We start from the raw sequence: 24,808 nt of genomic DNA, 5'->3' as shown, positions 1-24,808 counted from the left end.
CACGCCGGCCAGCGCCAGCATGGCGCAGGCATAGGCGCCCGCCAGCGCCCCCAGCGCCACACCGGCCGCGTACTGGCCGCGCGTGCCCAGGCGCTGCAGCAGCGTCTTCAGGCTGCAGGCGGCCACCAGCCAGGCCAGCGTGGCGGGCAGGGCGCCGCCAGTCAGCAGCGCCAGGCGCGCCAGCCAGTCCAGCAGCGTGTCGGCCCCGTACATCGCGCCCACGCCCAGCACCGTTTCGACGAACAGCACGGCGCGCAGCACCACGCCGACTTCGCAGGCGTCGAACACCAGCGCGCGCCGCACTTTGGCGTGCGCGCGGGGCCTTGGAGGCAAGGATTCGAGATCTTGCGGCAGGGTCGATAAAATTTGCGGGTTTTGCATTGCGGCATCCGGGCGTCCCGGGTGTCTGTTCCACCGGATTATTGCCCCACCATGCCTACCAGCTCCACCCCGCCGCCGTCCCACAACCAGCTCGACACCAAGGCGCAGGCCTGGTCGGCGCTTTTCTCGGAGCCCATGAGCGACCTGGTCAAGCGCTACACCTCGAGCGTGTTCTTCGACAAGCGGCTGTGGCAGGCCGACATCGCGGGCAGCCTCGCACATGCCGAGATGCTGGCCGCGCAGGGCATCATCGGCGCGGGCGACCATGCCGACATCGAGCGCGGCATGGCGCAGATCACCGCCGAGATCGAGTCCGGCGGCTTTGACTGGAAGCTCGACCTCGAAGACGTGCACCTGAACATCGAGGCACGCCTGACGCAGCTCGTGGGCGATGCCGGCAAGCGCCTGCACACCGGCCGCAGCCGCAACGACCAGGTCGCGACCGACGTGCGCCTGTGGCTGCGCGGCGAGATCGACCTGATCGGTGGCCTGCTGACCGACCTGCAAAAGGCGCTGGTCGACACCGCTGCCCAGAATGTCGACATGATCCTGCCCGGCTTCACGCACCTGCAGGTGGCGCAGCCCGTGAGCTTTGCCCACCACCTGCTGGCCTATGTGGAAATGTTTGCGCGCGATGCCGAGCGCATGCAGGACGTGCGCCGCCGCGTCAACGTGCTGCCGCTGGGCAGCGCGGCGCTGGCCGGCACCACCTACCCGCTCGACCGCGAGCGCGTGGCGCGCACGCTGGGCATGGACGGCGTGTGCCAGAACAGCCTGGACGCCGTGAGCGACCGCGACTTCGCGATCGAGTTCACGGCTGCCGCGAGCCTGTGCATGGTGCACATCAGCCGCTTCAGCGAAGAGCTGATCCTGTGGATGAGCCAGAACTTCGGCTTCATCAAGATCGCCGACCGCTTCACCACCGGCTCGTCGATCATGCCGCAGAAAAAGAATCCCGACGTGCCCGAACTCGCACGCGGCAAGACCGGCCGCGTGGTCGGCCACCTGATGGGCCTGATCACGCTGATGAAGGGCCAGCCGCTGGCCTACAACAAGGACAACCAGGAAGACAAGGAGCCGCTGTTCGACACCGTCGACACCTTGAAGGACACGCTGCGCATCTTCGCCGAGATGGTCGGCGGACAGCTGAACCCGGCCACGGGCGCGAAGGAGGGCGGCATCACCGTCAACGCCCAGGCCATGGAAGACGCCGCCAAGAAGGGCTACGCCACCGCCACCGACCTGGCCGACTACCTGGTCAAGAAGGGCCTGCCGTTCCGCGACGCCCATGAAACCGTGGCCCACGCGGTCAAGGCGGCGGTGTCCCACGCGTGCGATCTGTCGGAGCTGCCGCTGGCCGTGCTGCAGGGCTTCCACCCGCAGATCGAAAAAGACGTGTACGAAGTGCTGAGCCTGCGCGGCTCGCTCAACGCGCGCAAAACGCTGGGCGGCACCGCGCCGGCGCAGGTGCGCGCGCAGATCGCGCGGCACCAGGCGCGCCTGGGTTGAGGGCTGGCGCAGCGGTTTGAGCCAAACAGGGCTCTGACGCTTGCCTGGCAAGCGCTGGCAGCTCTCTTTTTCATAGTGCAAGATGCCCGCCGTGGGCACGGACGGGCGCCGGCGCCCGCCGCGCCCTGCCGCACCGCGCGCAGGCGGCTATCGTGCTGCGCTGGTGTTCATCCATTTCATTCCTGGAGGGAGTCGGATATGTTGTCTTCACGTCGCACCCTGTTGGCGCGCGCCCTGCGCTGCGCCGGCGCCCTGGCCGCGGGTCTGGCCTTGTCCACCGCCATGGCGCAGACGGCCAAGCCCGTGCGCATCCTGGTCGGTTTTCCGGCCGGGGGCGGCTCGGATGCGATCGCGCGCTTGCTGGCCGACAAGCTCAAGGACCAGATCCACGCGCCCGTGGTGGTCGACAACCGTCCCGGCGCCGGTGGCCAGATCGCGGCGCAGGCGCTCAAGGGCGCGCCCGCCGACGGCCGCACGCTGTTCCTCTCGCACGACCACACCATCTCGATCCTGCCACTGGTCACCCGCAACCCCGGCTACGAGCCGGTGCGCGACTTCGTGCCCGTGGCCGGCATCGCCACCTTCGTCAACGCCTTTGCCGTCTCGGGCGGCACGCCGGCCCCGAACTTTGGTGCTTACGTGGACTGGGTCAAGGCGCAGGGCGGCGGCAAGGGTGCAGTGGGCATTCCGGCGCCGGCGTCCACGCCCGAGTTTCTGGTCCAACTGATCGGCCAGAAATACCAGCTCGACTTGGTGGCCGCGCCCTACCGCGGCAGCGCCCCGATGGTGGCCGACATGCTGGGCAACCAGATCGCGGCCGGCGTGGGCTCGGTGCAGGTCTTCATCGAAAACCACAAGGCCGGCAAGATCCGCGTGGTGGCGGTGCTGGGCGGCAAGCGCCAGGCCGCGATGCCCGAGGTGCCGACGTTTTCTGAGCTCGGCCTCAAGGGCTTCGAAGACCTGCCGTATTACGGCCTGTACGCGCCCAAGGGCACGCCGCAGCGCGAGCTCAACCGCCTGTCGGTCGCGGTCTCGAAGGTGCTGCTGCTGCCCGAGGTGCGCAAGCAGCTCACCGACCTGGGCCTCACCATGGACTACATGACCCAGCAGCAGCTGGCCGCGCGCGAGCGCGCCTATACCCAGGCGTGGACGCGCATCATCCAGGGCAGCGGCTTCCAGCCGCAGTGACGCAGGCCGCGGGCCAACGCGCTCGCGGCGCGCTCAGAGCAGGCTGTCGCGCTGCTGCTCGGCGCGCGAAGCACCTACGGCGCTCTCGACCTGTCTGACCTCTTCGGGCGGCGGTCCCATACTCCTTGGCAGGTCCAACGAACAGGGGCGCGCGGGCGCCGCGCCTGCTCTCAGGCGAGGGTGCGCAGCTTGGGTTCGCGCTCCCACTGGCGCGTCTTGGCGGCGGCAACGAAGGCCGCGGTGTCGGACGGGTCGAGCACGCCGGCGTCAGGCTCGATGCCCGCAGCCTGCACGATAGCCTGCGAGCCCTTGCAGGCGGCAATTGCCTTGAGGTGGCCAAACGCATCGCGGAACCAGTTCACCGCTGCGGCTTCGCGTGCCAGCTTGCCGCCTTGTTCGGGCGCCAGCACCGACGCCACGGCATCAAAAAGGGGCGAAGGCATGCCCGCCAGCTGCCCATCGGCGCTCAGGTGCTTGCCATCGTCGAGCACCGCTCCGCCCACCTTGGGCGCCACGATCTTCACGCTGGCGCCTTCCTTTTCAATGGCTTTCTGCAGCGCGGCGATGGATTTGGCGCTGGAGCCATCGGCCACCAGAATGCCGACGCAGCGGCCGTTGAGCGTGTTTTTCATGCGCGCAATCAACGCCGTGGCGGGCGAGAGCGGCAGGTCCTGCGGCGCCACCGCGGCGGGCGGGGCCGGCGGCAGGGCGCTCAGGCCCAGGCCATCGGCCACGCGCTGGGCCAGCGTCTCGTCAATGTGGCGCAGCTGCCCCACCACGGCTTCGCGCACGCGCACTGTCTCGACCTTGGACAGCTCGAACACCAGCGCCGAGGCCAGGTGCGCCTGCTCGACCTTGCTCTGGCTGCGGTAGAACATCCGCGCCTGGCTGAAGTGGTCGGCAAAGCTCTCGGCACGCACGCGGCCCTTGGCACCGTCGCCGGCGGGCTCGGCAAAGGCGCGCGTGCCCACGGCCTGCGAGGCCCGCGGCGTGTCGGGCTGCAGGCTGCTGGGCTCGTAGTTGACCCGGCCCTGGGGCTGGCGCATCTGCATGTGGCCGTCGCGCTGCAGGTTGTGGAACGGGCATTGCGGCGCGTTGACCGGGATCTGCGTGAAGTTCGGCCCGCCCAGGCGGATCAGCTGCGTGTCGAGGTACGAAAACAGCCGCCCCTGCAGCAGCGGGTCGTTCGAGAAGTCGATGCCGGGCGGCACGTTGGCCGGGCAGAACGCGATCTGCTCGGTTTCGGCAAAGAAGTTGTTGGGCCAGCGGTTGAGCACCATGCGGCCGATGGTTTTGAGCGGCACCAGCTCTTCGGGCACGATCTTGGTCGGGTCGAGGTGGTCGAACGGGAAGCTGGCCGCTTCGTCTTCGGTGAACAGCTGCACCGCCAGCTCCCATTCTGGGAAGTTGCCGGCCTCGATGGCCTCAAACAGGTCGCGGCGGTGAAAGTCGTTGTCCGCGGCCTGGAGCTTCAGGGCCTCGTCCCACACGGTGGACTGCAGACCCAGCTTGGGGCGCCAGTGGAACTTGACGAAGGTGCTGCGGCCCTGTGCGTCGAGCAGGCGAAACGAGTGGATGCCAAAGCCTTCCATCATGCGCAGGCTGCGCGGAAGGGTGCGGTCGCTCATCTGCCACATCACCATGTGCATGGCTTCGGGCATCAGCGAGATGAAGTCCCAGAAGGTGTCGTGCGCGCTCGCCGCTTGCGGGAATGCACGGTCGGGCTCCATCTTCACCGCGTGCACCAGGTCCGGAAATTTCATCGCGTCCTGGATGAAGAACACCGGAATGTTGTTGCCCACCAGGTCCCAATTGCCTTCGCTGGTGTAGAACTTGACGGCAAAGCCGCGCACATCGCGCGGCGTGTCGACCGAGCCGGCGCCGCCGGCCACGGTGGAAAAGCGCGCAAACAGCGGCGTTTGCTTGCCGACCTCGGTGAGCACCTTGGCCGTGGTGTATTGCGCGAGCGACTCGGTCAGTTCAAAAAAACCGTGCGCGCCCGAGCCGCGCGCATGCACCACGCGCTCGGGGATGCGCTCGTGGTCAAAGTGGGTGATTTTTTCGCGCAGGATGAAGTCTTCCAGCAGCGTGGGACCCTTCGGCGTGGCGCGCAGCGAATTCTGGTTGTCGGCAATGGCAATGCCCAGCTGCGTGGTCAGCACCGGGTGGCTGCCGTCGGCCTGCTGCTGCAGTTCGCCACCTTCGCCGTGGGGGGCCTTGGATGGATTGGCGGCCGAGGCGGCCGCAGGGGTGCCGCTGGCATGGCGACGTGGGGGTGGGGACTTGGGCATGCGAAACGCTCCTCAAAGGAAGGTCAGGGGGCAGCCGCCATCTTCAGATGCCATCGGTACCCGGCGGGTAGGACACCGCGCCATGCACGTGTCGGCGCCGGGTCGGGGCAGGGCGGGCGCGTCCGCGGATGGAGCACCGGGCAAGTTTCATGCCCATGGCATGCAGTCGTCCGTGGCACGGTGCTTGCCACTGCAGCGGCGCGCTTGCTACGCGACCCAATGGGTGCCATAAAGCGCTGTGCGCCATTTTTTCGGCCTGGTTTCAGCATCCGCACCCTGGCGCTGGGGTTTGCGTCTTGCTTCTGTCTTTCGAGATCGGCCCAGCATGCCTGACACACCTTCTGCCAATGCCGCCCCGCCTGGCGCGGGCGCCCCGCCCGCCACGCCATTCACGCCGCCGCCGGCCGGGCCGGGGCGCGCACCTTTCACCACGATGGCGCCGCAGGTGGTGGTGCCAGCGCTGCTGGTGCTGGGCGTGCTGCTGGTGTTCTGCGGTGTGTTTCCCCAGCGCGCCGACCGTTTTTTCTTGGGCGCGCAGGCTTGGGTGACGGGCCATTTCGACTGGCTCTACACCGTGGCAGTCACCGCGTTTCTGGTGTTTCTGGTGCTGGTGGCGGTCAGCCGCTATGGCGACATCCGCCTGGGGCCGGACGACGCCGTGCCCGAGTTCAGCTTCGTGTCGTGGACGGCCATGCTGTTTGCCGCCGGCATGGGCATCGGCCTGATGTACTTTGGCGTCGGCGAGCCGCTGCAGCACTACCTCAAGCCCCCCACGCAGATCGGCGGCACCCCTGCGGCGGCGCGTGAGGCGCTGGCGTCGACCTTCTTTCACTGGGGTTTCCACGCCTGGGCGGTGTACGGCACCATGGGCCTGGTGCTGGCCTACTTCGGCTTTCGCTACAACCTGCCGCTGACGCTGCGCTCGGGCCTGTACCCGCTGCTGAAAGACCGCATCAACGGCCCGATCGGCCACGGGGTGGATGCCTTTGCGGTGGTCGGCACCATCGCCGGCCTTGCCACCACGCTGGGCTACGGCGCGCTGCAGCTGGCCGCCGGCCTGCACCAAGTGACGGGCTGGGACACGTCCACACCGGTCTTTCAGGTCGGCATCATCGCCGTGGTGGTGCTGCTGGCGGGCCTCTCGGCGGTCTCGGGCCTGGACAAGGGCGTGCGCATCCTGAGCGAATTCAACCTGTCGCTGTCTTTCGTGCTGCTGGGGTTCGTGATCGTGGCCGGCCCGACGGTGTTCCTGTTCCAGGCGTTCAGCGAGAACATCGGCAACTACCTCTCCAGCCTGGCGCAGCTGTCGCTACGCACCTTTGCCTACGAGCCCAGCCGCGAGCCGGGCTGGTTCGGCGGCTGGACGATCCTGTACTGGGCCTGGTGGATCTCGTGGTCGCCGTTTGTTGGCATGTTCATTGCGCGCATCTCGCGCGGGCGCACCATCCGCGAGTTCGTCATTGGCGTGCTGCTCGTGCCCACGGCCTTCAACCTGCTGTGGATGACGGCCTTCGGCAACGGCGCCATCTGGGTGGACACGCACATTGCCCACGGCGCGCTGGCGCAAACCGTCGGCAACGTAGACGCTTTGCTGTTCCGCTTTTTCGAGTACCTGCCGTGGACCAATGCCGTGTCGTGGCTGGCCATCCTGCTGATCGGAGTGTTCTTCATCACCTCGGCCGACTCGGGCGCCTATGTCGTCGATGCCATCGCCTCGCGCGGCGACCCGCGCTCGCCCGTGTGGCAGCGCCTGTTCTGGGCCGTGGTGCTGGGCGTGACGGCGGCGGTGCTGCTGCTGGCCGGCGGCCTCAAAGCGCTGCAGGCGATGACGCTGGTGGCCGCGCTGCCGGTGGCGCTGATCATGCTGGTGCTGTGCTATGGCCTGTGGCGCGGGCTGGTGGCCGACCGGGCGCATGCCATGCAGGACCTGGCGCCTGCCACCAACTTCTGGAGCGGCCAGCACTGGCGCCGGCGCCTGGCGCAGATCGTGCACGAGACCACCGAAGCCGACGTGCGCCAGTTTTTGCACGCCACCGTGCTGCCGGCCATGCACGACGTGGCGCGCGAGCTGCGCGAGCGCGGCGTCGAGGCCGATGTGCTCGAGAATCTGGCACCACAGGCCCAAGAGGGCGCGACCGACCTGGTGCGCCTGACGCTGCCCGATCCGCAGATGCGCGACTTCGTCTACGGCGTCAAGGCCGTGCACCGCCCGGTGCCGGTGTACCTGGTGCGCGAGGCGGCGCGCTCGGGCCAGCGTGAAGAGGTGTATGCGCCGATGACTTTCTTTGCCGACGGGCGCCTGGGCTACGACGTCCAGTACCTGCGGCGCGAGGAAATCATCGTCGACATCCTGCGCCACTACGAGCGCCACCGCACCGTGCTGGCCGACGAGCGCGCGCAGCTGCTCAACCGCGCGCCTGGTCACACCGAGCCCGGCTGACATGCCGCACAGCCGTCGCGCAACCGGTCTCGCTGCGCGCATTCGCCATCGCACGCTGGGGCCGCATGGCACTGTCATATGACAGACACAGTCCTCTGGAAAACCCTGCAAAAACCGTAACACCGCCGTCATATCCGCTGCCTACACTGGGGCGATGTCACTGATTGAAATCGACGCGGTCGGCAAGTCCTGGGGGACGACCACGGCACTGCAGTCCATGAGCTTGCGCATTGAGCCGGGCTCCTTCTGCGTGCTGCTGGGCCCTTCGGGATGCGGCAAATCGACCACGCTGCGCATCATTGCGGGGCTGGAGTCGGCCACCACGGGGCGCGTGCTCATTGACGGGCACGACGTGACCCATCGGCCACCGGCGCAGCGCGGCATTGCGATGGTGTTCCAGAACTACGCGCTGTTTCCGCACCTGAGCGTGGCGCAGAACATCGGCTTTGGCCTGTCGGTGCGCAAGCTGCCCAAGGCAGAGGCAGCGCAGCGTGTGGCGCAGGCGGCCGACATGCTGGGGTTGTCGCACCTGCTCGAGCGCCGGCCCGCGCAGCTGTCGGGCGGGCAGCAGCAGCGCGTGGCGCTCGGGCGCGCCCTGGTGGCGCAGGCGCGCGTGTGCTTGATGGATGAGCCGCTGTCCAACCTGGACGCCCAGCTGCGCCAGGAAATGCGCACCGAACTGCGCGAACTGCAGCAGCGCCTGGGCTTGACCGTGGTCTACGTGACGCACGACCAGACCGAAGCCATGAGCATGGCCGACCAGGTGGTGCTGCTGAACCGGGGGCGGGTCGAGCAGTGCGCCGCGCCGCGCGGCCTGTATGCCGAGCCGGCCACGACGTTCGCCGCGCGCTTCATCGGCACGCCGCCCATGAACCTCATGCGGCTCGACCAGGGCCGCATCGCCGGGACCGACCGCCCGGTCGCCGCCGCGCACGCGCACTGGCTGGGCCTGCGCCCCGAGGCCGTGGCGCTCGCCGACGACGGGGTGGCCGCCGTCGTGCACAGCCAGGAGTACCTCGGCGCGGATGCCGTGCTGCGCTGCGCTGTAGGCACCGAATTCATCACGGTGCGCGCGCCGGGCCACCAGGCGCCGTCGGTGCAGGGCACCGCTGTGCACTTGCGCTGGCAGCCACACGACCAGCATGTGTTCGATGCCGACGGGCGGCGCATCGCGGCCTGACGCGGCCACTGCCGCTGCGAGACCGATGTCCTTCACCCCTGCCACCGCCATGGCCTATGCGGACGGGCATGGCTTTTCCTCTTTACTACAACGTTGATACCCCGGAGTTCACCCATGCAACGCAAGATGTTTCTGAAGACCTTGGCCGCCCCCGCGGTCGCTGCGCTCACCCTGTGCGCTGGCAGCGCCTTCGCGCAAACGCCGCTCGAGGTGCCGTTCTACTACCCGGTGGCGGTGGGCGGGCCCATCACCAAGGTGGTCGACGGCTTCGCGGCCGAGTTCAACAAAACCCATCCGCAGTACAACGTCACGCCGATCTATGCGGGCACCTACCAGGAAACCATCGTCAAGGCCCTGACGGCCCACAAATCGGGCAAGGCGCCGGCCACGTCCGTGCTGCTGTCCACCGACATGTTCACGCTGATTGATGAAGACGCCATTGCGCCGATCGACGGCTTCGTCAAGACCGATGCCGACAAGGCCTGGCTCAAGGGCTTCTACCCCGCCTTCATGGCCAACAGCCAGACGGGCGGCAAGACCTGGGGCATTCCGTTCCAGCGCTCCACCGTGGTCATGTACTACAACAAGGAAGCGTTCAAGGAAGCGGGATTGGACCCGAACAAGGCGCCCGCCACCTGGAAGGAGCTGTCCGAGGCCGCCAGGAAGCTGACCAAGAAAGACGCCAGCGGCAACGTCACGCAGTACGGCATCCAGATCCCGTCGACCGGCTTTGCCTACTGGATGCTGCAGACTCTGACCACGCCCAACGACGTGCTGCTGGCCAACGAAGCCGGCACCAAGGTCACCTTCGACAACCCCAAGGTCATCGAGGCGCTGGACTACTGGGTCAACCTGACCAAGGACGGCGTGCACCCCAAGGGCGTGGTGGAGTGGGGCACGACACCCAAGGACTTCTTTGAGAAGAAGGCCGCGATCATCATCACCACGACGGGCAACCTGACCAACGTGAAGAACAACGCCAAGTTCGACTTTGGCGTGGCGCAGATTGCGGGCAACGTGCGCAAGGGCGGCTCGCCCACGGGCGGCGGCAACTTCTACATCTTCAAGAAGGCGCCCAAGGAACAGCAGCAGGCCGCCTTCGAGTTCGCCAAGTGGGTCACCCAGCCCGAGCGCGCGGCGCAGTGGAGCATGGACAGCGGCTACGTGGCCGTCTCACAGGCCGCCTACGACACGCCCACCCTCAAGAAGTACGGCCAGGATTTCCCCCAGGCGCTGGTGGCGCGTGACCAGTTGCCCGTGTCGGTGGCCGAATTCTCGACGCACGACAACCAGCGCGTGACCAAGGTGCTCAACGACGCCATCCAGGCTGCGCTCAATGGCACCAAGACCTCGGCGCAGGCCATGAAGGACGCGCAGCGCGAGGCCGACCGCATTCTGCGCAGCTACAAGTAAGCCACCCATGCCGGCGATGCACATCACGCCGGATGCGGGCAGCAGCCAGCGTGCGGTGCATGCCTGGCTGCTGCTGCTTCCGGCCTTGGTCCTTCTGGTGGCGTTCACGCACTGGCCCGCCGTGGCCACGCTGATCGACAGCTTCTTTTCCACCCCGCGCGCCGGCCAGGCCGCCCAGTGGGTGGGGTTGGAAAACTACGCGGTGATGGCCGACGACCCGGTGTTCTGGCAGGCCGTGCGCAACAACCTGTGGTTCGCGGGCGTGACGATTCCGCTGTCCATCGGCCTGGCGCTGCTCATGGCCGTGTGGGTCAACGAGCGCATGGCCGGGCGCACGCTGCTGCGCATGGCCTACTTCACGCCCACGGTGCTGCCCATGATCGCCGTGGCCAATATCTGGCTGTTCTTCTACACGCCGCAGTACGGGCTGCTCGAACAGATCACCGGCGCCTTCGGCCTGCCGTCGCACAACTGGCTCGGTGACCCGGGAACGGCGCTGGCCAGCGTGACGCTGGTGGCCGTGTGGAAGGAGGCGGGATTCTTCATGATCTTCTACCTGGCCGCGCTGCAGACGCTGAACCCCAGCCTCAAGGAAGCCGCGGCCATCGAGGGTGCCTCGCGCTGGTATTTCTTCCGCCGCGTGCAGTGGCCGCTGCTCATGCCGACCACGCTGTTCGTGCTGGTTAACGCGGTGATCAATGCCTTCCGGCTGGTGGACCACATCTTCATCCTGACGCGCGGCGGGCCGAACAACGCCTCCACGCTGCTGCTGTACCACCTGTACGAGGTCGGATTCAAGTTCTGGGACACGGGCTATGCCGCCGCCATCACCGTGGTGCTGGTCGTGGTGCTGGCCAGCGTGGCGCTGGTGCAGTTCTTCGTGCTCGACAAAAAGGTGCACTACCAATGACCAGCGCCGTTGCCACCTCCGCGCAGCGCGGGCCCGACATCTATGGCGCCACGTGGCTGGATACGCTGGCCGCCTGGGTGCTGGCCATCCTGTGGATTCTGCCGCTGGCCTATGCGTTCTGGACCGCATTCCACCCGAGCGAATACGCCACACGCTTTGACTTGGCCGCGCCCTGGACGCTCGACAACTTCCGCCGCGCCTGGGAGGCAGCGCCCTTTGCGCGCTACTTCCTCAACACCATGGTGCTGGTGACCCTCATCCTGTGCGCGCAGCTGGTGCTGTCCACCTTGGCGGCCTATGCCTTTGCGCGCTACGAGTTCCGCGGCAAGAACGTCGCGTTCGCGCTGGTGCTGGTGCAGCTGATGATCATGCCGGACATCCTGCTGGTCGAAAACTACAAGACCATGGGTGCCCTGGGCCTGGTGGACACGCTGGTGGCCATCGGCCTGCCGTATTTTGCCTCGGCCTTCGCGATCTTTTTGCTGCGCCAGACCTTCCTGGGCATTCCGAAGGAGCTCGACGAGGCCGCGCGCGTGGAAGGGGCGAGTGCGCTGCAGATCCTCTGGCGCGTGTATGTGCCGCTGGCGCGGCCCGTGTACACCGCGTTCGCGCTGGTGTCGGTGAGCTTTCACTGGAACAACTTCCTGTGGCCGCTGATCATCACCAACAGCGTGGAATCGCGCCCGCTCACCGTCGGGCTGCAGGTGTTCTCGTCGGTCGAGCAGGGCGTCGAATGGTCGATCATCACGGCGGCCACGCTGATGTCCACCGCGCCGCTTCTGATCGCCTTCATCCTGTTCCAGCGCCAGTTCGTGCAGAGCTTCATGCGCGCCGGCATCAAGTGATGTTTTTGAATGAAAATGGCCTCCAGCGCTTGCCCAGAAAGTGCTGGCAGCTATTGATTTTGATGGATTGTGCCCCCATGGCGGCGCGGAAGACCCGATGCAACTTGTGACCTGGAACACCCAGTGGTGCCGCGGCCTGGACGGCCGGGTGGATGTGGCGCGCGCCGTGCAGCACGCGCTGGCGCTGGGCGATGTGGACGTGCTCTGCCTGCAGGAGATTGCCGTCCACTACCCCGGTCTGCCGGGCGCGCCGGGCGACCAGGTTGCCGAGGTGCAGGCGCTGCTGCCCGCGGGCTGGCAGCTGTTCTTCGGCGCCGCGGTGGACGAATGGACCAGCGCCGGCCGCCAGCGCTTTGGCAACCTGATCGCCACGCGCCTGCCGGTGTTGCAGGTGCAGCACCACGCACTGCCGTACCCGCCGGACGCGGGGGTGCGCAGCATGCCGCGCATGTGCAGCGTGCTCACCGTGCAGGATGCCCAGCTGGGCGCGGTGCGCATCATGACCACCCACCTTGAGTATTTTTCCAAACCGCAGCGCATGGCCCAGGCCCTGGCGCTGCGCGCCTTGCACCTGCAGGCCTGTGCGCAGGCGGCGTGCCCGCCGCAAGCAGCCAGCGATGGCTCGCCGTTCCAGACCAAGGCCCACACGCCGCATGCGGTGCTGTGCGGCGACTTCAACCTGCAGGCCCATGAGCCCGAATACGCGGCCCTGGCGGCCCCGCTGTCGCCGGCCGAGGCCGCAGGCTGGGGCGCCGCTGGCGCGGTGCCGCTGTGGGACGCGTGGCGGCTGCGGCACCCTGGCACGCAGCAGCCGCCCACCTTCTGCGTGTTCGACCGCCAGTACGGCCCCGAGGCCGTGGCCTGCGATTTCGCCTGGGTCAGCGACTCGCTCCAGGGCGCGGTGCAGGCGGTGCGCGTCGATGGCGCCACGCAGGCATCGGACCACCAGCCCGTGCTGCTCACCCTCGGTTAGCGCTGCGGCGCTGGCTTGCCCTGTTCGGCAGGCGCGGGCGCAGGCGTTCAAGGCGCCGTTCTATGCTCGGCGCATCCACTTCCCACCCTCCCTGCTTGAAAGCCGTTGCCCCACCATGCTGATAGGTCTTGCCGCCAACCGCCTGCACCACCACACCGAAGACGCCGCGCTGTTCGCCTTCCTGCGCGCCTGCGAGGCGGGCATCCGCGAACTGCGCCTGGGCCTGCACGCCGTGGGCCGCACGCACGACGCGATCGCCACCGCGGGCCTGCTGCAGGGCTACCTTCCCCTGGTGCGCTACCCCTATGGGCGCGAGGGCGGCCTGATGAAGCTGGTGGCCGAGGTGGTGGGCATGGAGGATGAGGGCCGCACGCTCGATGGCGCCATCTACCTCATCGACCCGGTGGACCCGTCGTCCATCTTCCCCGAGGCCCTCGCGCTCAAGCGCCAGTGCGTGATCCACGGCAAGCCCTTCATCTCCACCGTGGCCAGCGCGCGCGACTGGGTCGAAATGGAGCGCATCCACGCCGGCCTGCCACGCGACCGCAATGCCGACCGCTTCCACGACTACGGCGCCCAGACGCTGGCGCTGATCGCCCACGATGCGATGAAGGGCGCCATGCTCGACTTTGCCGACCGCAACTTCGCGCTGCTGTCGCGGTACCACAGGCGCGTGGCCACGGGCACCACGGGCCAGCGCCTCAACGAGCTGGCCTGGGGCCGCGGCTGGCCCGCGGGACAGCCCTGGGTGGACCGCTTCAAAAGCGGGCCGCTGGGCGGCGACGCGCAGATCGCCAACCTGGTGCTCGAGCGCCGCTGCCACCGCGCCATCTTTTTCGAGGACCCGCATGTGGCGCGCCAGCACGAGGCCGACATCCAGCTGCTCGAACGCGCCGTGACCACCGCCACGCACGATGCGGTGTGCGCCACGACCCCCCAGGTGGCGCAGCGCTGGTGCGATGCGGCGCGCCTGCGCGCCAGCCGCTGACGCCGGCCGCGGACGGGGCGGCACCGCCCTCCCAGGGCGGTCTGTCGCAGCATTGCCCCACACGGTGCCCGGCGGGCGGCGCTGCAAGATCCAAGGTGGGCGGGCGTGGGGCGGTGCCTTGATGCCAGGCGCGCGCGCTGGCGGGGCACGCTGGGGCCTGGACCGGGCATTTTACAATTCGAAGTAATTTCATGCCTTCGTCCGTTTCCCCGCCTTTTCCGCGCCGCCTGATCGTGCTGGCCCTGCTGCTGTCCCTGGCCATTGGCGCCTTGTTCGCGCGCGCGATCTGGACCCTGCGCGACGACCAGCAGCGCTTTGCCGAGCGCACCAGCGTCAACCTGGCGTACACGCTGGACCAGGCCATCGGGCGCACGGTGGGCGCACTGGACCATTCGCTGCAGGGCGTGGTGCATGAGCTGGGCAACCCTGCCGCGATGGCGCTGCCGGCGGCGCTGCGCGACAAGCTGCTGTTTGACAATTCGCTGCGCCTGAGCGGCGTGGGCGGCGTGCTGGTGCTCGACGCCGAAGGCCACATCGTCATCGACTCGGGCAGCGCGCCGGCGCGGCAGGCCAATCTGGCCGACCGCGACTATTTCCGCGTCTTCCAGGGCGGCGCCCACACGGGCCTGTTCATCGGCGTGCCGGTGCGCGGCCGGCTCTCGGGCGAATACAGCCTGCCACTGGCGCGCGCCTATTACGGCGCCGACGGCCACTTTGCCGGCGTGGTGGTCGGCATCGTGCGCCTGGAGCACTTCAACGGCCTATTCGCGCAGCTGAACCTGGGGCCGCAAAGCAGCGTGACCCTGCTGCGCGTCGACGGCACCGTCGTCACGCGCTTTCCGGACAGCGACGGCCTCGTGGGCAAGAGCCTGGCGGGCACGGCCAACATGCGCGCCGTGCAGGCCGCGCGCAGCGGCACCTTCAAGGGCACCGCCGTGCTCGACGGCGTGCCGCGCCAGTACGCGTTCCGCCATGTCGGGGACTACCCGCTGGCGCTGAACGTCGCCCAGGCGGTGGACACCGTGCTGGCCGACTGGCGCCGCAATGCCTGGGTGCTGGGCAGCTTCGCGCTGGTGCTGATGCTGGGCTGCGTGGGCCTGGCCGCGCTGTTTGCGCGCGAGCTGCAGCGGCGCCAGCAGGTGGGCGTGCGGCTGGCGCAGGCCGAGCGCGACCTGCGCACCATCCTCGACAACGTGCCGTCCATGATCGGCTACTGGGATGCCGATCTGCACAACCGCTTTGCCAACCACGCCTACGTGGACTGGTTTGGCGTCGGGCCCGAAAAGCTCAAGCAGCTGTCGATGCGCGAGCTGCTCGGCGAGGCGCTGTATGCCAAGAGCCTGCCCTACCTCGAGCAGGCGCTGCAAGGCCACGCGCAGCTGTTCGAGCGCACCGTCGTCGACGCGTACGGCGCGGAGCGCCACAGCATCGCCTCGTACGTGCCCGACTTCGACGGCAGCGCCGTGCGCGGCATCTTCGTGCAGGTGACCGATATCACCGAGCGCAAGCGCATGGAGGGCGAGCTGTTCGAGGAAAAGGAGCGCATGCGCCTGACGCTGCAATCGATCGGCGATGCCGTGGTCTGCACCGACGCCCAGGGCCGCGTGAGCTACCTCAACCCCGTGGCCGAGCGCATGACCGGCTGGCAGGCGTTCGACGCGGCCGGCCGCGACGTCGACGACGTGGTGCCGCTGCACCTGCCCGGCGGCGCGGCGGTGCAGCCCAGCCCGCTGCGCCATGCCCTGGCGGAAGTCCGCCCGCTCGGGCCCACGCGCGGCGTGGTGCTGCAGCGCGGCGACGGCCAGCGCTTTGACGTGGAGGAGTCGGCCAGCCCCATCGCCGACCGGCATGGCCAGGTCACCGGCGCCGTGATGGTGCTGCACGATGTCACCGAAAGCGTCGCCATGGCCCAGCGCATGGCGCACCTGGCGCAGTACGACGCACTGACCGACCTGCCCAACCGCGTGCTGCTGCAGGACCGCGCGCGCCAGGCCCTGGCGCAGGCGCGGCGTGAACGCCAGGGCCTGGCGGTGATCTACCTGGACCTCGACGGCTTCAAGCAGGTCAACGACCGCCTAGGCCACGACGCGGGCGACCACCTGCTGGTCCAGTTCGCGCGCCGCCTGCAGGAGGCCACGCGCGCTTCCGACACGGTCTCGCGCCAGGGCGGCGACGAGTTCGTGGTGCTGCTGCCCGGCATCGGCAGCGCCGACACGGTGGGCCCTGTGGCGCGCAAGATCCTGGCGGTGTGCGAGGAAGCTTTCCTGCTCGAAGGCCAGCCCGTGCAGATCGGCATGAGCGGCGGCATTGCGCTGTTCCCGCAGGACGGCGAGACCTTCGAGGCACTGGCGCGCTGCGCCGACGCCGCCATGTACGCCGCCAAGCGCCAGGGGCGGCTGCAGTTTCGCCTGTTCGCGCCGAACGGCGCGCACAGGCTGGTCCGCTGACGCGTGCGGGTGCCGGGTTTGCTATGAAAAGAAGAGCTTTATGCGCATGCGCAGAAAGCGTTTCTGCCGCTTTGGACCCAAATCCTTGCCCGCCCGGCCGGGGCGGCGCTGCGCGGCAAGGAAATTTGTTGCAGCAGCGCGCAAATTATTTTGATGGCCCCGCCGCGGCCCACTCTCTACCATGGCGGGCCTGAAGTCTGCCGCACAGACGCCCGTCCCGCCCATACCACCCAAGGAGCCCTGCATGCCCGACCTGTCCAAAATCACCTGCATCGAGGACCTGCGCGTGCTGGCCCAGCGCCGCGTGCCGCGCATGTTCTACGACTATGCCGATTCGGGCTCGTACACCGAAGGCACCTACCGCGCCAACGAAGCCGACTTCCAGTACATCAAGCTGCGCCAGCGCGTGGCCGTGAACATGACCGGGCGCAGCACGCGCAGCACCATGATCGGCCAGGACGTGGCCATGCCCGTGGCCATCGCGCCCACGGGCCTGACGGGCATGCAGCACGCCGACGGCGAAATCCTCGGCGCGCGCGCCGCCCAGGCCTTCGGCATTCCGTTCACGCTCTCGACCATGAGCATCTGCTCGATCGAAGACGTGGCCCGGCACGCCGGGCCGGGCTTCTGGTTCCAGCTCTATGTGATGCGCGACCGCGACTTCATCGAGCGCCTGATCGACCGCGCCAAGGCCGCCGGCTGCTCGGCGCTGCAGCTCACGCTCGACCTGCAGATCCTCGGCCAGCGCCACAAGGACATCAAGAACGGGCTGTCCACGCCTCCCAAGCCCACGCTGGCCAACCTCCTCAATCTGGCGACCAAGCCGCGCTGGTGCATGGGCATCCTCGGCACGCAGCGGCGCAGCTTCGGCAACATCGTCGGCCACGCCAAGGGCGTGGGCGACCTGTCGTCGCTGTCGTCGTGGACGGCCGAGCAGTTCGACCCCGAGCTCAACTGGGGCGACGTCGAATGGATCAAGAAACGCTGGGGCGGCAAGCTGATCTTGAAGGGCATCATGGATGCCGAGGATGCGCGCCTGGCCGCCGACAGCGGCGCCGACGCGCTCATCGTCAGCAACCACGGCGGGCGCCAGCTCGACGGCGCGCCCTCGTCGATCGCTGCGCTGCCGGCGATCGCCGCGGCGGTGGGCCGGGACATCGAGGTCTGGATGGACGGCGGCATCCGCAGCGGCCAGGACGTGCTCAAGGCGCGCGCGCTGGGCGCGCACGGCACGATGATCGGGCGCAGCTTCCTGTATGGTCTGGGCGCCCACGGCGAAGCGGGCGTGGCGCGCGCGCTGCAGATCATCCAGCGGGAGCTGGACACCACCATGGCGTTCTGCGGCCACACCGACATCAACACCGTGGACCGCAGCATCCTGCTGCCCGGCACCTACCCCGAGGCCTGAGCAGGCGCCGGCGCCCCGCTGGCGCGCCCCTGGCGGGGTGTCCGGCGGCGGCCTGAAGTTGCTCCTTATTTCGTAGCTGCTTGCGCATGCTGTACCAACGTTTTGGGCCTAAATCACCCCAAATGGCGTGGTGGTGCCTGGCCCGCTTCAGCGCTGGCCGGCCGCTTGCGCCGGCACCGTCTGCAGGTAGGCGTAGAGCGCTTGCGCGTCCACGTCGTTGAGCTTGCCGATCGACTCGAACGGCATCACCTGGATGGCGCTGCCGTCGGGGCGCTGGCCCGAGCGCAGCATGGCCACGAAGCGCGCGGCATCGGGGTAGCGCACCATGGCGCTGCCCGCGCCGGGCGTGAGGTTGGCGGCCGGCGGCCAGTCGGGCGGGCCGCCGGGAATCTTGCCGCCCGAGAGGCCGGCGCCGTGGCAGCCGATGCACATGTTGGCGATGTAGCGGCCATGCGCGGCATTCACCCCGGCCGCCACGGGCTGGGCCGGTGGCAGCTGGTGGTCGATGCGCCCGGCCGCATCGGGGATCAGGCCCAGGCCGTACAGCACCCAGACCGGCTTTGGAAACTCCACACGGGCCTGGCCGCCGGCCTGCGGCGGCAGGCTGCGCACATACGACACCAGGGCCGAGAGATCGATATCGGTCAGGCGGTGGTAGTCCTCGCTGGGCATGACCAGCAGCGGTCGGCCGTCGCGGGTCACGCCGTGGCGGATGGCGCGCTCCCAGTCCTCGGGACGGAACTGCGCGACCACGCCGGCCGCCGTGATGTTGGGCCCGGCGATGTGCGTGCCCTTGCCGTCCTGCACAAAGCTGCGCCCCGTGCCCTGCAGGCCATGGCAGTCGGTGCAGCCCCGCGTTTCGTAGAGGTAGCGGCCGCGCGCGAGCGCCTGGGGGTCCGTGGTATAGGCAATCGGGTAGGGTGGGACGGCGACCGTGCGCTGGCGCTTGCGTTCCGCCAGCGACAGGCCTGCGCCGAAGGTGGCGGCCGCGGCCACTGCGAGCAGCGCGAAGCCGCCAACGGTCCATTGGATCCAGCGTTGCATAAGGCGCACCTCCTGCGGGGACCCCGTTGCACCGCGCAACGGACGGCCATTGTCATCCCAATGGCGTGCGCCGAAAAGGGGGCAGCCGGTCCTGCCGTTGCCCGGCCCGCGGGCCGCGCGGGCCCGCGCGCAGCGACAATGCCGGGGTGAGTGACACCGACCCCGTGCCCGCCCCGCGCCGCATTGCCCACCTCGACATGGATGCGTTCTACGCGTCCGTCGAGCTGCTGCGCTACCCGCAGCTCCAGGGCCTGCCCGTGGTCATTGGCGGCGGCCGCAGCGCGCTCGACGCGGCGCTGCGCGCGCGTTATGCCGATACGCCGCTGCAGGACATTCCGGTGGCGGCGTTCCCGCGCCTGGCCGGCTACGCGGGGCGCGGCGTGATCACCACCGCCACCTATGCCGCGCGGCAGTTCGGCGTGGGCTCGGCCATGGGGACGATGAAGGCGGCGCGCCTGTGCCCGCAGGCGATTTTGCTGCCGGTCGATTTCGCCGAGTACCGGCGCTATTCGCGCCGTTTCAAGGAGATCGTCACCGACATCGCGCCGGTCATGGAGGACCGCGGCGTGGACGAGGTCTACATCGACTTCACCGCCGTGCCCGGCGGCCAGCGCGAGGGCGGGCGCGTGCTGGCGCGGCTGATCCAGCAAAGCATCTTCAACGCCACGGGCCTGACCTGCTCGATCGGCGTGGCACCGAACAAGCTGCTGGCCAAAATGGCCAGCGAATTCCACAAGCCCAACGGCATCTGCGTCCTGCACGAGGCCGACCTGCCGACGCGGGTGTGGCCGCTGGCCTGCCGCAAGGTCAACGGCATCGGCCCCAAGGCCGGCGAGAAGCTGGCGCGCCACGGCATCCACACCATTGGCGAGCTGGCCGCGCAGTCGCCCGCCTGGCTGGTGCAGCAGTTTGGCAAGGCCACCGGCGCCTGGCTGCATGCGGTCGCCTGGGGGCGCGACGAGCGGCCCGTGGTGACCGAGAGCGAGCCCGTGAGCATGAGCCGCGAGACCACGTTCGAGCGCGACCTGCACGCCGTGCACGACCGCGCTGAGCTCGGGCGTATCTTCACCGACCTGTGCGAGCGCGTCGCCCAGGACCTGCAGCGCAAGGGCTATGTGGGCCGCACCATTGGCATCAAGCTGCGCTACGACGACTTTCGCAGCGTCACGCGCGACCAGACGGTGGCGCTGCCCACCGACGAGGCCGCCACCCTCCGCCGCGTGGCCGGCCAGTGCCTCAAGCGCGTGCCGCTGACCCAGCGCCTGCGCCTGCTGGGCGTGCGCGTCGGGTCGCTGTCCAGCGCCACCGGCCCGGACGCCCGCGCGGCGCAGCCGCTGCGTTCCGCCCAGCGGGCCGACCCCTATACCGCACCGCTGTTCTGAGCCATTCGGGGGAGGGCGGCTCATTGATATGTATCAAGCAGTAAAGTGGAGGGTTGTCCCCGCTGGCGGGGACTTTTTCATTTACAGAGGAAGCCCCCCGCATGCGCGTCAATTTGCCCGTGACATCCGATGAATACGACTTTCCGGCGGAGAGCATGCTGGTGTCCACCACCGACACCCAGGGCCGCATCACCCACTGCAACGCCGCCTTCACGGATGCCAGCGGCTTTGCGCACCACGAACTCATCGGCCAGCCGCACAACCTGATCCGCCACCCCGACATGCCGCCGCAGGCCTACAAGGACCTGTGGTCCACCATCGGCCGCGGCCGGGCCTGGACCGGGTTGGTGAAGAACCGGCGCAAGGACGGCGGCTTTTACTGGGTGCAGGCCAATGTCACGCCCATCATGGAAGGGGGCAAGCCGCGCGGCTACATGTCGGTGCGCACCAAGCCCACGCGCGAACAGGTGCGCGAGGCCGAGGCCTTGTACGCACAGCTGCGCCGCGATGCTGCCGAGCAGCCCAAGGGCGTGCGCCTGGTGGGCGGGCGCGTGAGCCACCCGGGCCTGCGCGGCGTGCTGCAGCGCCTGGGCGGGCTCCCGGCCACGTACACGCTGGGCCTGATGCTGTTGGGTGTGGTGGGCCTGGGCATGCTGCCGCACGCGCTGGACCTGCCCGCGCCCCTGGCCTGGGGCGCGGCGCTGGCGCTGCTGCTGGCGGGCCAGCTGGCCGTGCTGGCCTGGTTCCATGCGCGCATGGTGCAAGGCCTGCAGGCGGCCGAGCGCTTCGCCTGCGACATCGCCGCGTGCAACCTGAGCACGTCCTTTGACGTCGGCCAGTTCGCACCGTCGATGGGCGGGCTGGCGCGCAACCTGCAGCAGATCCAGGTCAACCTGCGCGCCGTCGTGGGCGATGTGCGCGCCGAAATCGCCGGTTTCATGCGCTCGACCGCGGAAATTGCTCAGGGCGGGAACGACCTGCGCGCGCGCACCGAGGCCCAGGCGAGCAGCCTGGAGCAGACGGCCGCGGCCATGGAGGAGCTCTCGGGCACGGTGCGCCAGACGGCCGACACGGCGGCCCAGGTCTCGGGCGACAGCGCGCAAAGCGCCGAGGTGGCGCGCCGCGGCGGCCACGCCGTGCAGCAGGTCGGCCAGGCCATGCAGGCCATCGAGCAGTCGTCGCGCCAGGTCAGCGAGATCATCTCGGTGATCGAGGGCATTGCGTTCCAGACCAACCTGCTGGCGCTCAACGCGGCCGTGGAGGCCGCGCGCGCGGGAGAGCAGGGCCGCGGCTTTGCCGTGGTGGCGGGCGAAGTGCGCGGCCTGGCGCAGCGCAGCGCCAGTGCCGCCAAGGAGATCCGCGCGCTGATCGGCACCTCGGTCACGCAGGTGGCCGAGGGCTCGCGCCAGATGGCCGAGGCCGGCCAGACCATTGCCGAGGTGGTGGCGTCGGTCTCGCGCGTGAGCGAGCTGGTGCGCCACATCAGCCATGCTACGACCGAGCAGTCGATCGGCATCGGCCAGGCCAACGAGGCTGTGACCCACCTGGAGACCATGACCCAGCAGAACGCAGCCCTGGTCGAGCAGACGGCGGCCTCGGCCGACGTGCTGCAGGGCAACTCGACGGCCCTGTCGCGCTCGGTGCAGGTCTTTCACATGGCCTGATTCCGGCACGCGCGCCGGGCCTGTGGTTTACTGCCGCGCGGTGCGCGTGTTCGCCGGCAGCTGCTGCGGGTGGCTGGTGCGCAGCGGGTTGATGTCGAGACCGCCGCGGCGCGTGTAGCGCGCGTACACGGCCAGCTTGATGGGCCGGCAGCGCGTCCAGACGTCCATGAAGATGCGCTCCACGCACTGCTCGTGGAACTCGTTGTGGTTGCGGAAACTCACCAGGTACTGCAGCAGGCGCTCCTGGTCGATCTGCGGGCCGCTGTAGCGGATCTGCACGCTGCCCCAGTCGGGCTGGCCGGTGACCAGACAGTTGCTCTTGAGCAGGTGGCTGACCAGCACTTCGCTGACCGGCGCTTCGTCGAACTGCGCCGTCAGCAGTTCGGGCGCCGGTTCGTACCGCGTGCATTCGATGTCGAGCCGGTCGAGGTTCAGGCCGTCGAGTTCGTGCACCGGCTCGCGGTCAAACGCTTCGGGCAGCAGCAGCTTGACGCCCACCGTCGCCGGGTGCGCGGCGCCGCGCCAGGCGGCCTCGCTCACGTCGGCGCGGATGCGCGCCTGCACTTCGGCGGCATCGGCAAAGCGCGTGTTGTTGAAGCTGTTGAGGTAGAGCTTGAACGACTTGCTCTCGACGATATTCGGTGTCTCGCACGGCACGGTGATGTGCGCCAGCGCCACCTGCGGCTTGCCGCGCAGGTTGAGCCACGAGAGCTCGAACGCGGTCCACAGGTCGGCGCCGAAAAACGGCGGCGCACCGTCGATGCCGAGCTCGGCGCGCTTGCCGGCGCGGGGAATGGGAAACAGCAGTGTGGCGTCGTACTGGTCCGCATAGGCCGATGCCTTGCCCAGCGGGGAGTGTTCTGGCGTGTCCATGGCTTGCTCTTTGATGCTATGTAAATGGTAGCTTCAGGCGCTTGCAGGGCAAGGGCTGGAGGTTGTTTTAGTTGAATTCGCGCTCGCGCAGCCATTTGGTGGCGATCCACTTCTCGCCGCTCAGCACGGGGGCGCCGCCATGCAGTGTGCGCGTGTCGGGGTGCGGGCGCTCGTAGCTGAAAAATACCGCATTGCCGCGCTGCGCCGCCACCTCCATGTGCGCGTGCGGGAAGGTGGTGCCACCGCCTTCGGTCGGGGTGTTGAGGTAGACCAGCAGCGTCGCCACGCGCTGGCCGCCGCGGCGCAGCAGGGTCGGCGTGCCTGGCTCGGTCGGATCGAAGTAGTCGTAATGCGGCTTGTATTCGGCGCCAGGGGGGTAATGCAGCACCTGCAGGCCTTCACCGTTTTCGACGGGCCAGTGCACGAGCTTGGCAATGCGCGCTTCGAGCGTGCGCACCACGGCGGTGTCGCCCCGCGGAAAGAACATGCCGCGGCTGGTGCGGTCGCCGTTGACCTCTTCGCCGCCGGTGCGCGTGGCCACCGTGAGAGAACGCGCCATGCGCGGGCGTGCCGCATCGATCAGCGCCTCGCATTCCTCGGCCGACAGCAGGTTGGCAAACACCACCAGGCGCGGCAGCGCCAGCGACACCAGCACGTCGACCTGGCGGTCGCCCACGTCGATGCGCGCAGGCGAGGTCTGCAGCGCGGGCTCGGGCACCGGCACCGCGGGCGGCAGGCCCTGCTGCTCGGCGACGCCGCTGAGGTGCTCGCGCAGGGTGGATTCGAGCGCCTCCATGGCCACGTCTTCGGCCCAGCCCGCGTCCTGCATGGACTGCAGCAAGGCGGGCGCGGCGACGTTGGCCTGGGCCTGGGCAATGATCCATTCGCGCAGCGCGGGGGTGACGGCGGGCGCGGTGCTGCGGGTGGAGGCCGGGCGGCTGCGGCCGGCGCTGGGGCGGTTGCGGTGTGCCATGGCGCTATTTTGAACAGGTTTCAAGCCCCCCGGCGCCGGAAGACGAGCCGGTCGGGCGCGGAGGCGCTGGCGTCGAAGGCATAGCCTTCGGCATCGAAGGCTTCGAGATGGCGCGGCCGCTGGATGCGCTGTTCGATCGCGTAGCGCGCCATCAGGCCGCGTGCGCGCTTGGCGTAGAAGCTGATGATCTTGTAGCCGCTGCCTTTCCAGTCTTCGAACACGCATTCGATGACGCGGGCCTGCAGCGCCTTGCGGTCCACGGCCTTGAAGTATTCCTGCGATGCCAGGTTGAGCAGCCAGGGGTGCGCCGCCTCCTGCAGTCGGGCGTTCAGGTGCTCGGCAATCTGCGTGCCCCAGAACTGGTAGAGGTTGGCCCCTGCCGCCGTGGCCAGGCGCGTGCCCATCTCCAGCCGGTAGGGCTGCATCCAGTCGAGCGGCCGAAGCACGCCGTACAGGCCGCTCAAGATGGCGACATGCTGCTGCGCCCATGCCAGGTCGGCACGGCCCAGCGTCTGCGCCTGCAGGCCCTCGTACACGTCGCCGTTGAAGGCCAGCACGGCTTGGCGCGCGTTGCGGGCCGAAAATTCGGGCGTCCAGGCCTGGTAGCGCGCCACATTCAGCGCGGCCAGCGGGTCGCTGATTTTCATCAGCGTTGCGATATCCTGCGGCGCCTTCTGGCGCAGCACTTCGATGAGGGCGGCGGCCTCGGGGATGAACTGCGGCAGCGTATGGCCCAGGCCTTGGGGCAGGGGCGTGTCGTAGTCCAGGGATTTGGCGGGAGAGAGCAGCAACAGCATGGCGGGCGTGGAGTCCATCAATCTCGGTCGTGAATGAAAAATGGCCGGCGCGAGGCGCCGGCCATTATCGACAAGGCCTTGGACAGGGGCCAAGGCTAGGGG

18 protein-coding genes and 1 pseudogene are annotated in these 24,808 nt (G+C 68.7%); 13 read left to right on the top strand and 6 right to left on the bottom strand.

What is annotated here, in order from left to right; all coding sequences use genetic code 11:
* Positions 1–381, bottom strand: a pseudogene (locus B2J89_RS16530) (sensor histidine kinase); the annotation flags it as partial.
* A gap of 51 nt (positions 382–432) precedes the next feature.
* Here B2J89_RS16530 and argH point away from each other — a divergent pair.
* Both argH and B2J89_RS16520 read left to right on the top strand, forming a co-directional pair.
* Positions 433–1,890, top strand: coding sequence for an argininosuccinate lyase (gene argH / locus B2J89_RS16525; protein WP_169170119.1), 1,458 nt, complete (start codon positions 433–435; stop codon positions 1,888–1,890).
* Between the two features lie 198 nt (positions 1,891–2,088).
* Positions 2,089–3,078: a Bug family tripartite tricarboxylate transporter substrate binding protein gene (locus B2J89_RS16520; RefSeq protein WP_169170118.1), complete on the top strand. Its 990-nt coding sequence runs from the start codon at positions 2,089–2,091 to the stop codon at positions 3,076–3,078.
* A gap of 170 nt (positions 3,079–3,248) precedes the next feature.
* Here B2J89_RS16520 and B2J89_RS16515 read toward each other — a convergent pair whose 3' ends face one another.
* Entirely contained in the window at positions 3,249–5,369 is a 2,121-nt protein-coding gene (locus tag B2J89_RS16515) for a catalase (RefSeq protein WP_169170117.1), read from the bottom strand.
* Between the two features lie 325 nt (positions 5,370–5,694).
* Between B2J89_RS16515 and B2J89_RS16510 the strand changes: the two genes are divergently transcribed.
* The 9 genes from B2J89_RS16510 to B2J89_RS16470 all read left to right on the top strand — a co-directional run bounded on the left by B2J89_RS16510 (position 5,695) and on the right by B2J89_RS16470 (position 17,973).
* Positions 5,695–7,809 (top strand): BCCT family transporter, encoded by a 2,115-nt coding sequence (locus B2J89_RS16510; RefSeq protein WP_169170116.1) that lies wholly within the window; start codon positions 5,695–5,697, stop codon positions 7,807–7,809.
* 154 nt (positions 7,810–7,963) lie between these two features.
* On the top strand, positions 7,964–8,989 hold the full coding sequence (locus B2J89_RS16505; protein ID WP_169170115.1) for an ABC transporter ATP-binding protein: 1,026 nt from the start codon (positions 7,964–7,966) through the stop codon (positions 8,987–8,989).
* 114 nt (positions 8,990–9,103) lie between these two features.
* Complete coding sequence (locus B2J89_RS16500; RefSeq protein WP_169170114.1) at positions 9,104–10,402, top strand: ABC transporter substrate-binding protein; 1,299 nt, start codon at positions 9,104–9,106, stop codon at positions 10,400–10,402.
* Between the two features lie 7 nt (positions 10,403–10,409).
* Complete coding sequence (locus tag B2J89_RS16495) at positions 10,410–11,312, top strand: carbohydrate ABC transporter permease (RefSeq protein ID WP_169170113.1); 903 nt, start codon at positions 10,410–10,412, stop codon at positions 11,310–11,312.
* A complete protein-coding gene (locus B2J89_RS16490; RefSeq protein ID WP_169170112.1) occupies positions 11,309–12,157 on the top strand; it encodes a carbohydrate ABC transporter permease in 849 nt (282 codons plus the stop codon). Before B2J89_RS16495 ends, B2J89_RS16490 begins: the two co-directional genes overlap by 4 nt.
* 97 nt (positions 12,158–12,254) lie before the next feature.
* Positions 12,255–13,130, top strand: a complete 876-nt coding sequence (locus B2J89_RS16485; RefSeq protein WP_169170111.1) for an endonuclease/exonuclease/phosphatase family protein — start codon at positions 12,255–12,257, stop codon at positions 13,128–13,130.
* Positions 13,131–13,245: 115 nt separating this feature from the next.
* Positions 13,246–14,118, top strand: a complete 873-nt coding sequence (locus B2J89_RS16480) for a methylglyoxal synthase (RefSeq protein ID WP_169170110.1) — start codon at positions 13,246–13,248, stop codon at positions 14,116–14,118.
* 191 nt (positions 14,119–14,309) lie between these two features.
* Positions 14,310–16,565, top strand: coding sequence for a diguanylate cyclase domain-containing protein (locus B2J89_RS16475; RefSeq protein ID WP_169170109.1), 2,256 nt, complete (start codon positions 14,310–14,312; stop codon positions 16,563–16,565).
* Between the two features lie 244 nt (positions 16,566–16,809).
* Positions 16,810–17,973 (top strand): alpha-hydroxy acid oxidase, encoded by a 1,164-nt coding sequence (locus tag B2J89_RS16470; protein WP_169170108.1) that lies wholly within the window; start codon positions 16,810–16,812, stop codon positions 17,971–17,973.
* A 147-nt stretch (positions 17,974–18,120) separates the two neighbouring features.
* Here the strand turns inward: B2J89_RS16470 and B2J89_RS16465 are convergent, their stop codons facing one another.
* Positions 18,121–19,017, bottom strand: coding sequence for a c-type cytochrome (locus B2J89_RS16465; protein ID WP_169170107.1), 897 nt, complete (start codon positions 19,015–19,017; stop codon positions 18,121–18,123).
* Positions 19,018–19,214: 197 nt separating this feature from the next.
* Between B2J89_RS16465 and dinB the strand changes: the two genes are divergently transcribed.
* Both dinB and B2J89_RS16455 read left to right on the top strand, forming a co-directional pair.
* Complete coding sequence (gene dinB, locus B2J89_RS16460; RefSeq protein ID WP_169170121.1) at positions 19,215–20,399, top strand: DNA polymerase IV; 1,185 nt, start codon at positions 19,215–19,217, stop codon at positions 20,397–20,399.
* A gap of 101 nt (positions 20,400–20,500) precedes the next feature.
* Positions 20,501–22,063 (top strand): PAS domain-containing methyl-accepting chemotaxis protein, encoded by a 1,563-nt coding sequence (locus tag B2J89_RS16455; protein ID WP_169170106.1) that lies wholly within the window; start codon positions 20,501–20,503, stop codon positions 22,061–22,063.
* Between the two features lie 27 nt (positions 22,064–22,090).
* Here the strand turns inward: B2J89_RS16455 and queF are convergent, their stop codons facing one another.
* The 3 genes from queF to yaaA all read right to left on the bottom strand — a co-directional run bounded on the left by queF (position 22,091) and on the right by yaaA (position 24,706).
* Positions 22,091–22,936, bottom strand: a complete 846-nt coding sequence (queF, locus tag B2J89_RS16450; RefSeq protein ID WP_169170105.1) for an NADPH-dependent 7-cyano-7-deazaguanine reductase QueF — start codon at positions 22,934–22,936, stop codon at positions 22,091–22,093.
* Between the two features lie 67 nt (positions 22,937–23,003).
* Positions 23,004–23,909, bottom strand: a complete 906-nt coding sequence (locus B2J89_RS16445; protein ID WP_169170104.1) for a 2OG-Fe(II) oxygenase — start codon at positions 23,907–23,909, stop codon at positions 23,004–23,006.
* A gap of 20 nt (positions 23,910–23,929) precedes the next feature.
* Positions 23,930–24,706, bottom strand: coding sequence for a peroxide stress protein YaaA (gene yaaA / locus B2J89_RS16440; RefSeq protein WP_169170120.1), 777 nt, complete (start codon positions 24,704–24,706; stop codon positions 23,930–23,932).
* Positions 24,707–24,808 lie beyond the last annotated feature (102 nt).

This window comes from Acidovorax sp. SRB_24, from assembly GCF_012931925.1.
The sequence above is the reverse complement of the archived record's forward strand: the minus strand, read 5'-3'. Positions and strand labels throughout refer to the sequence as shown.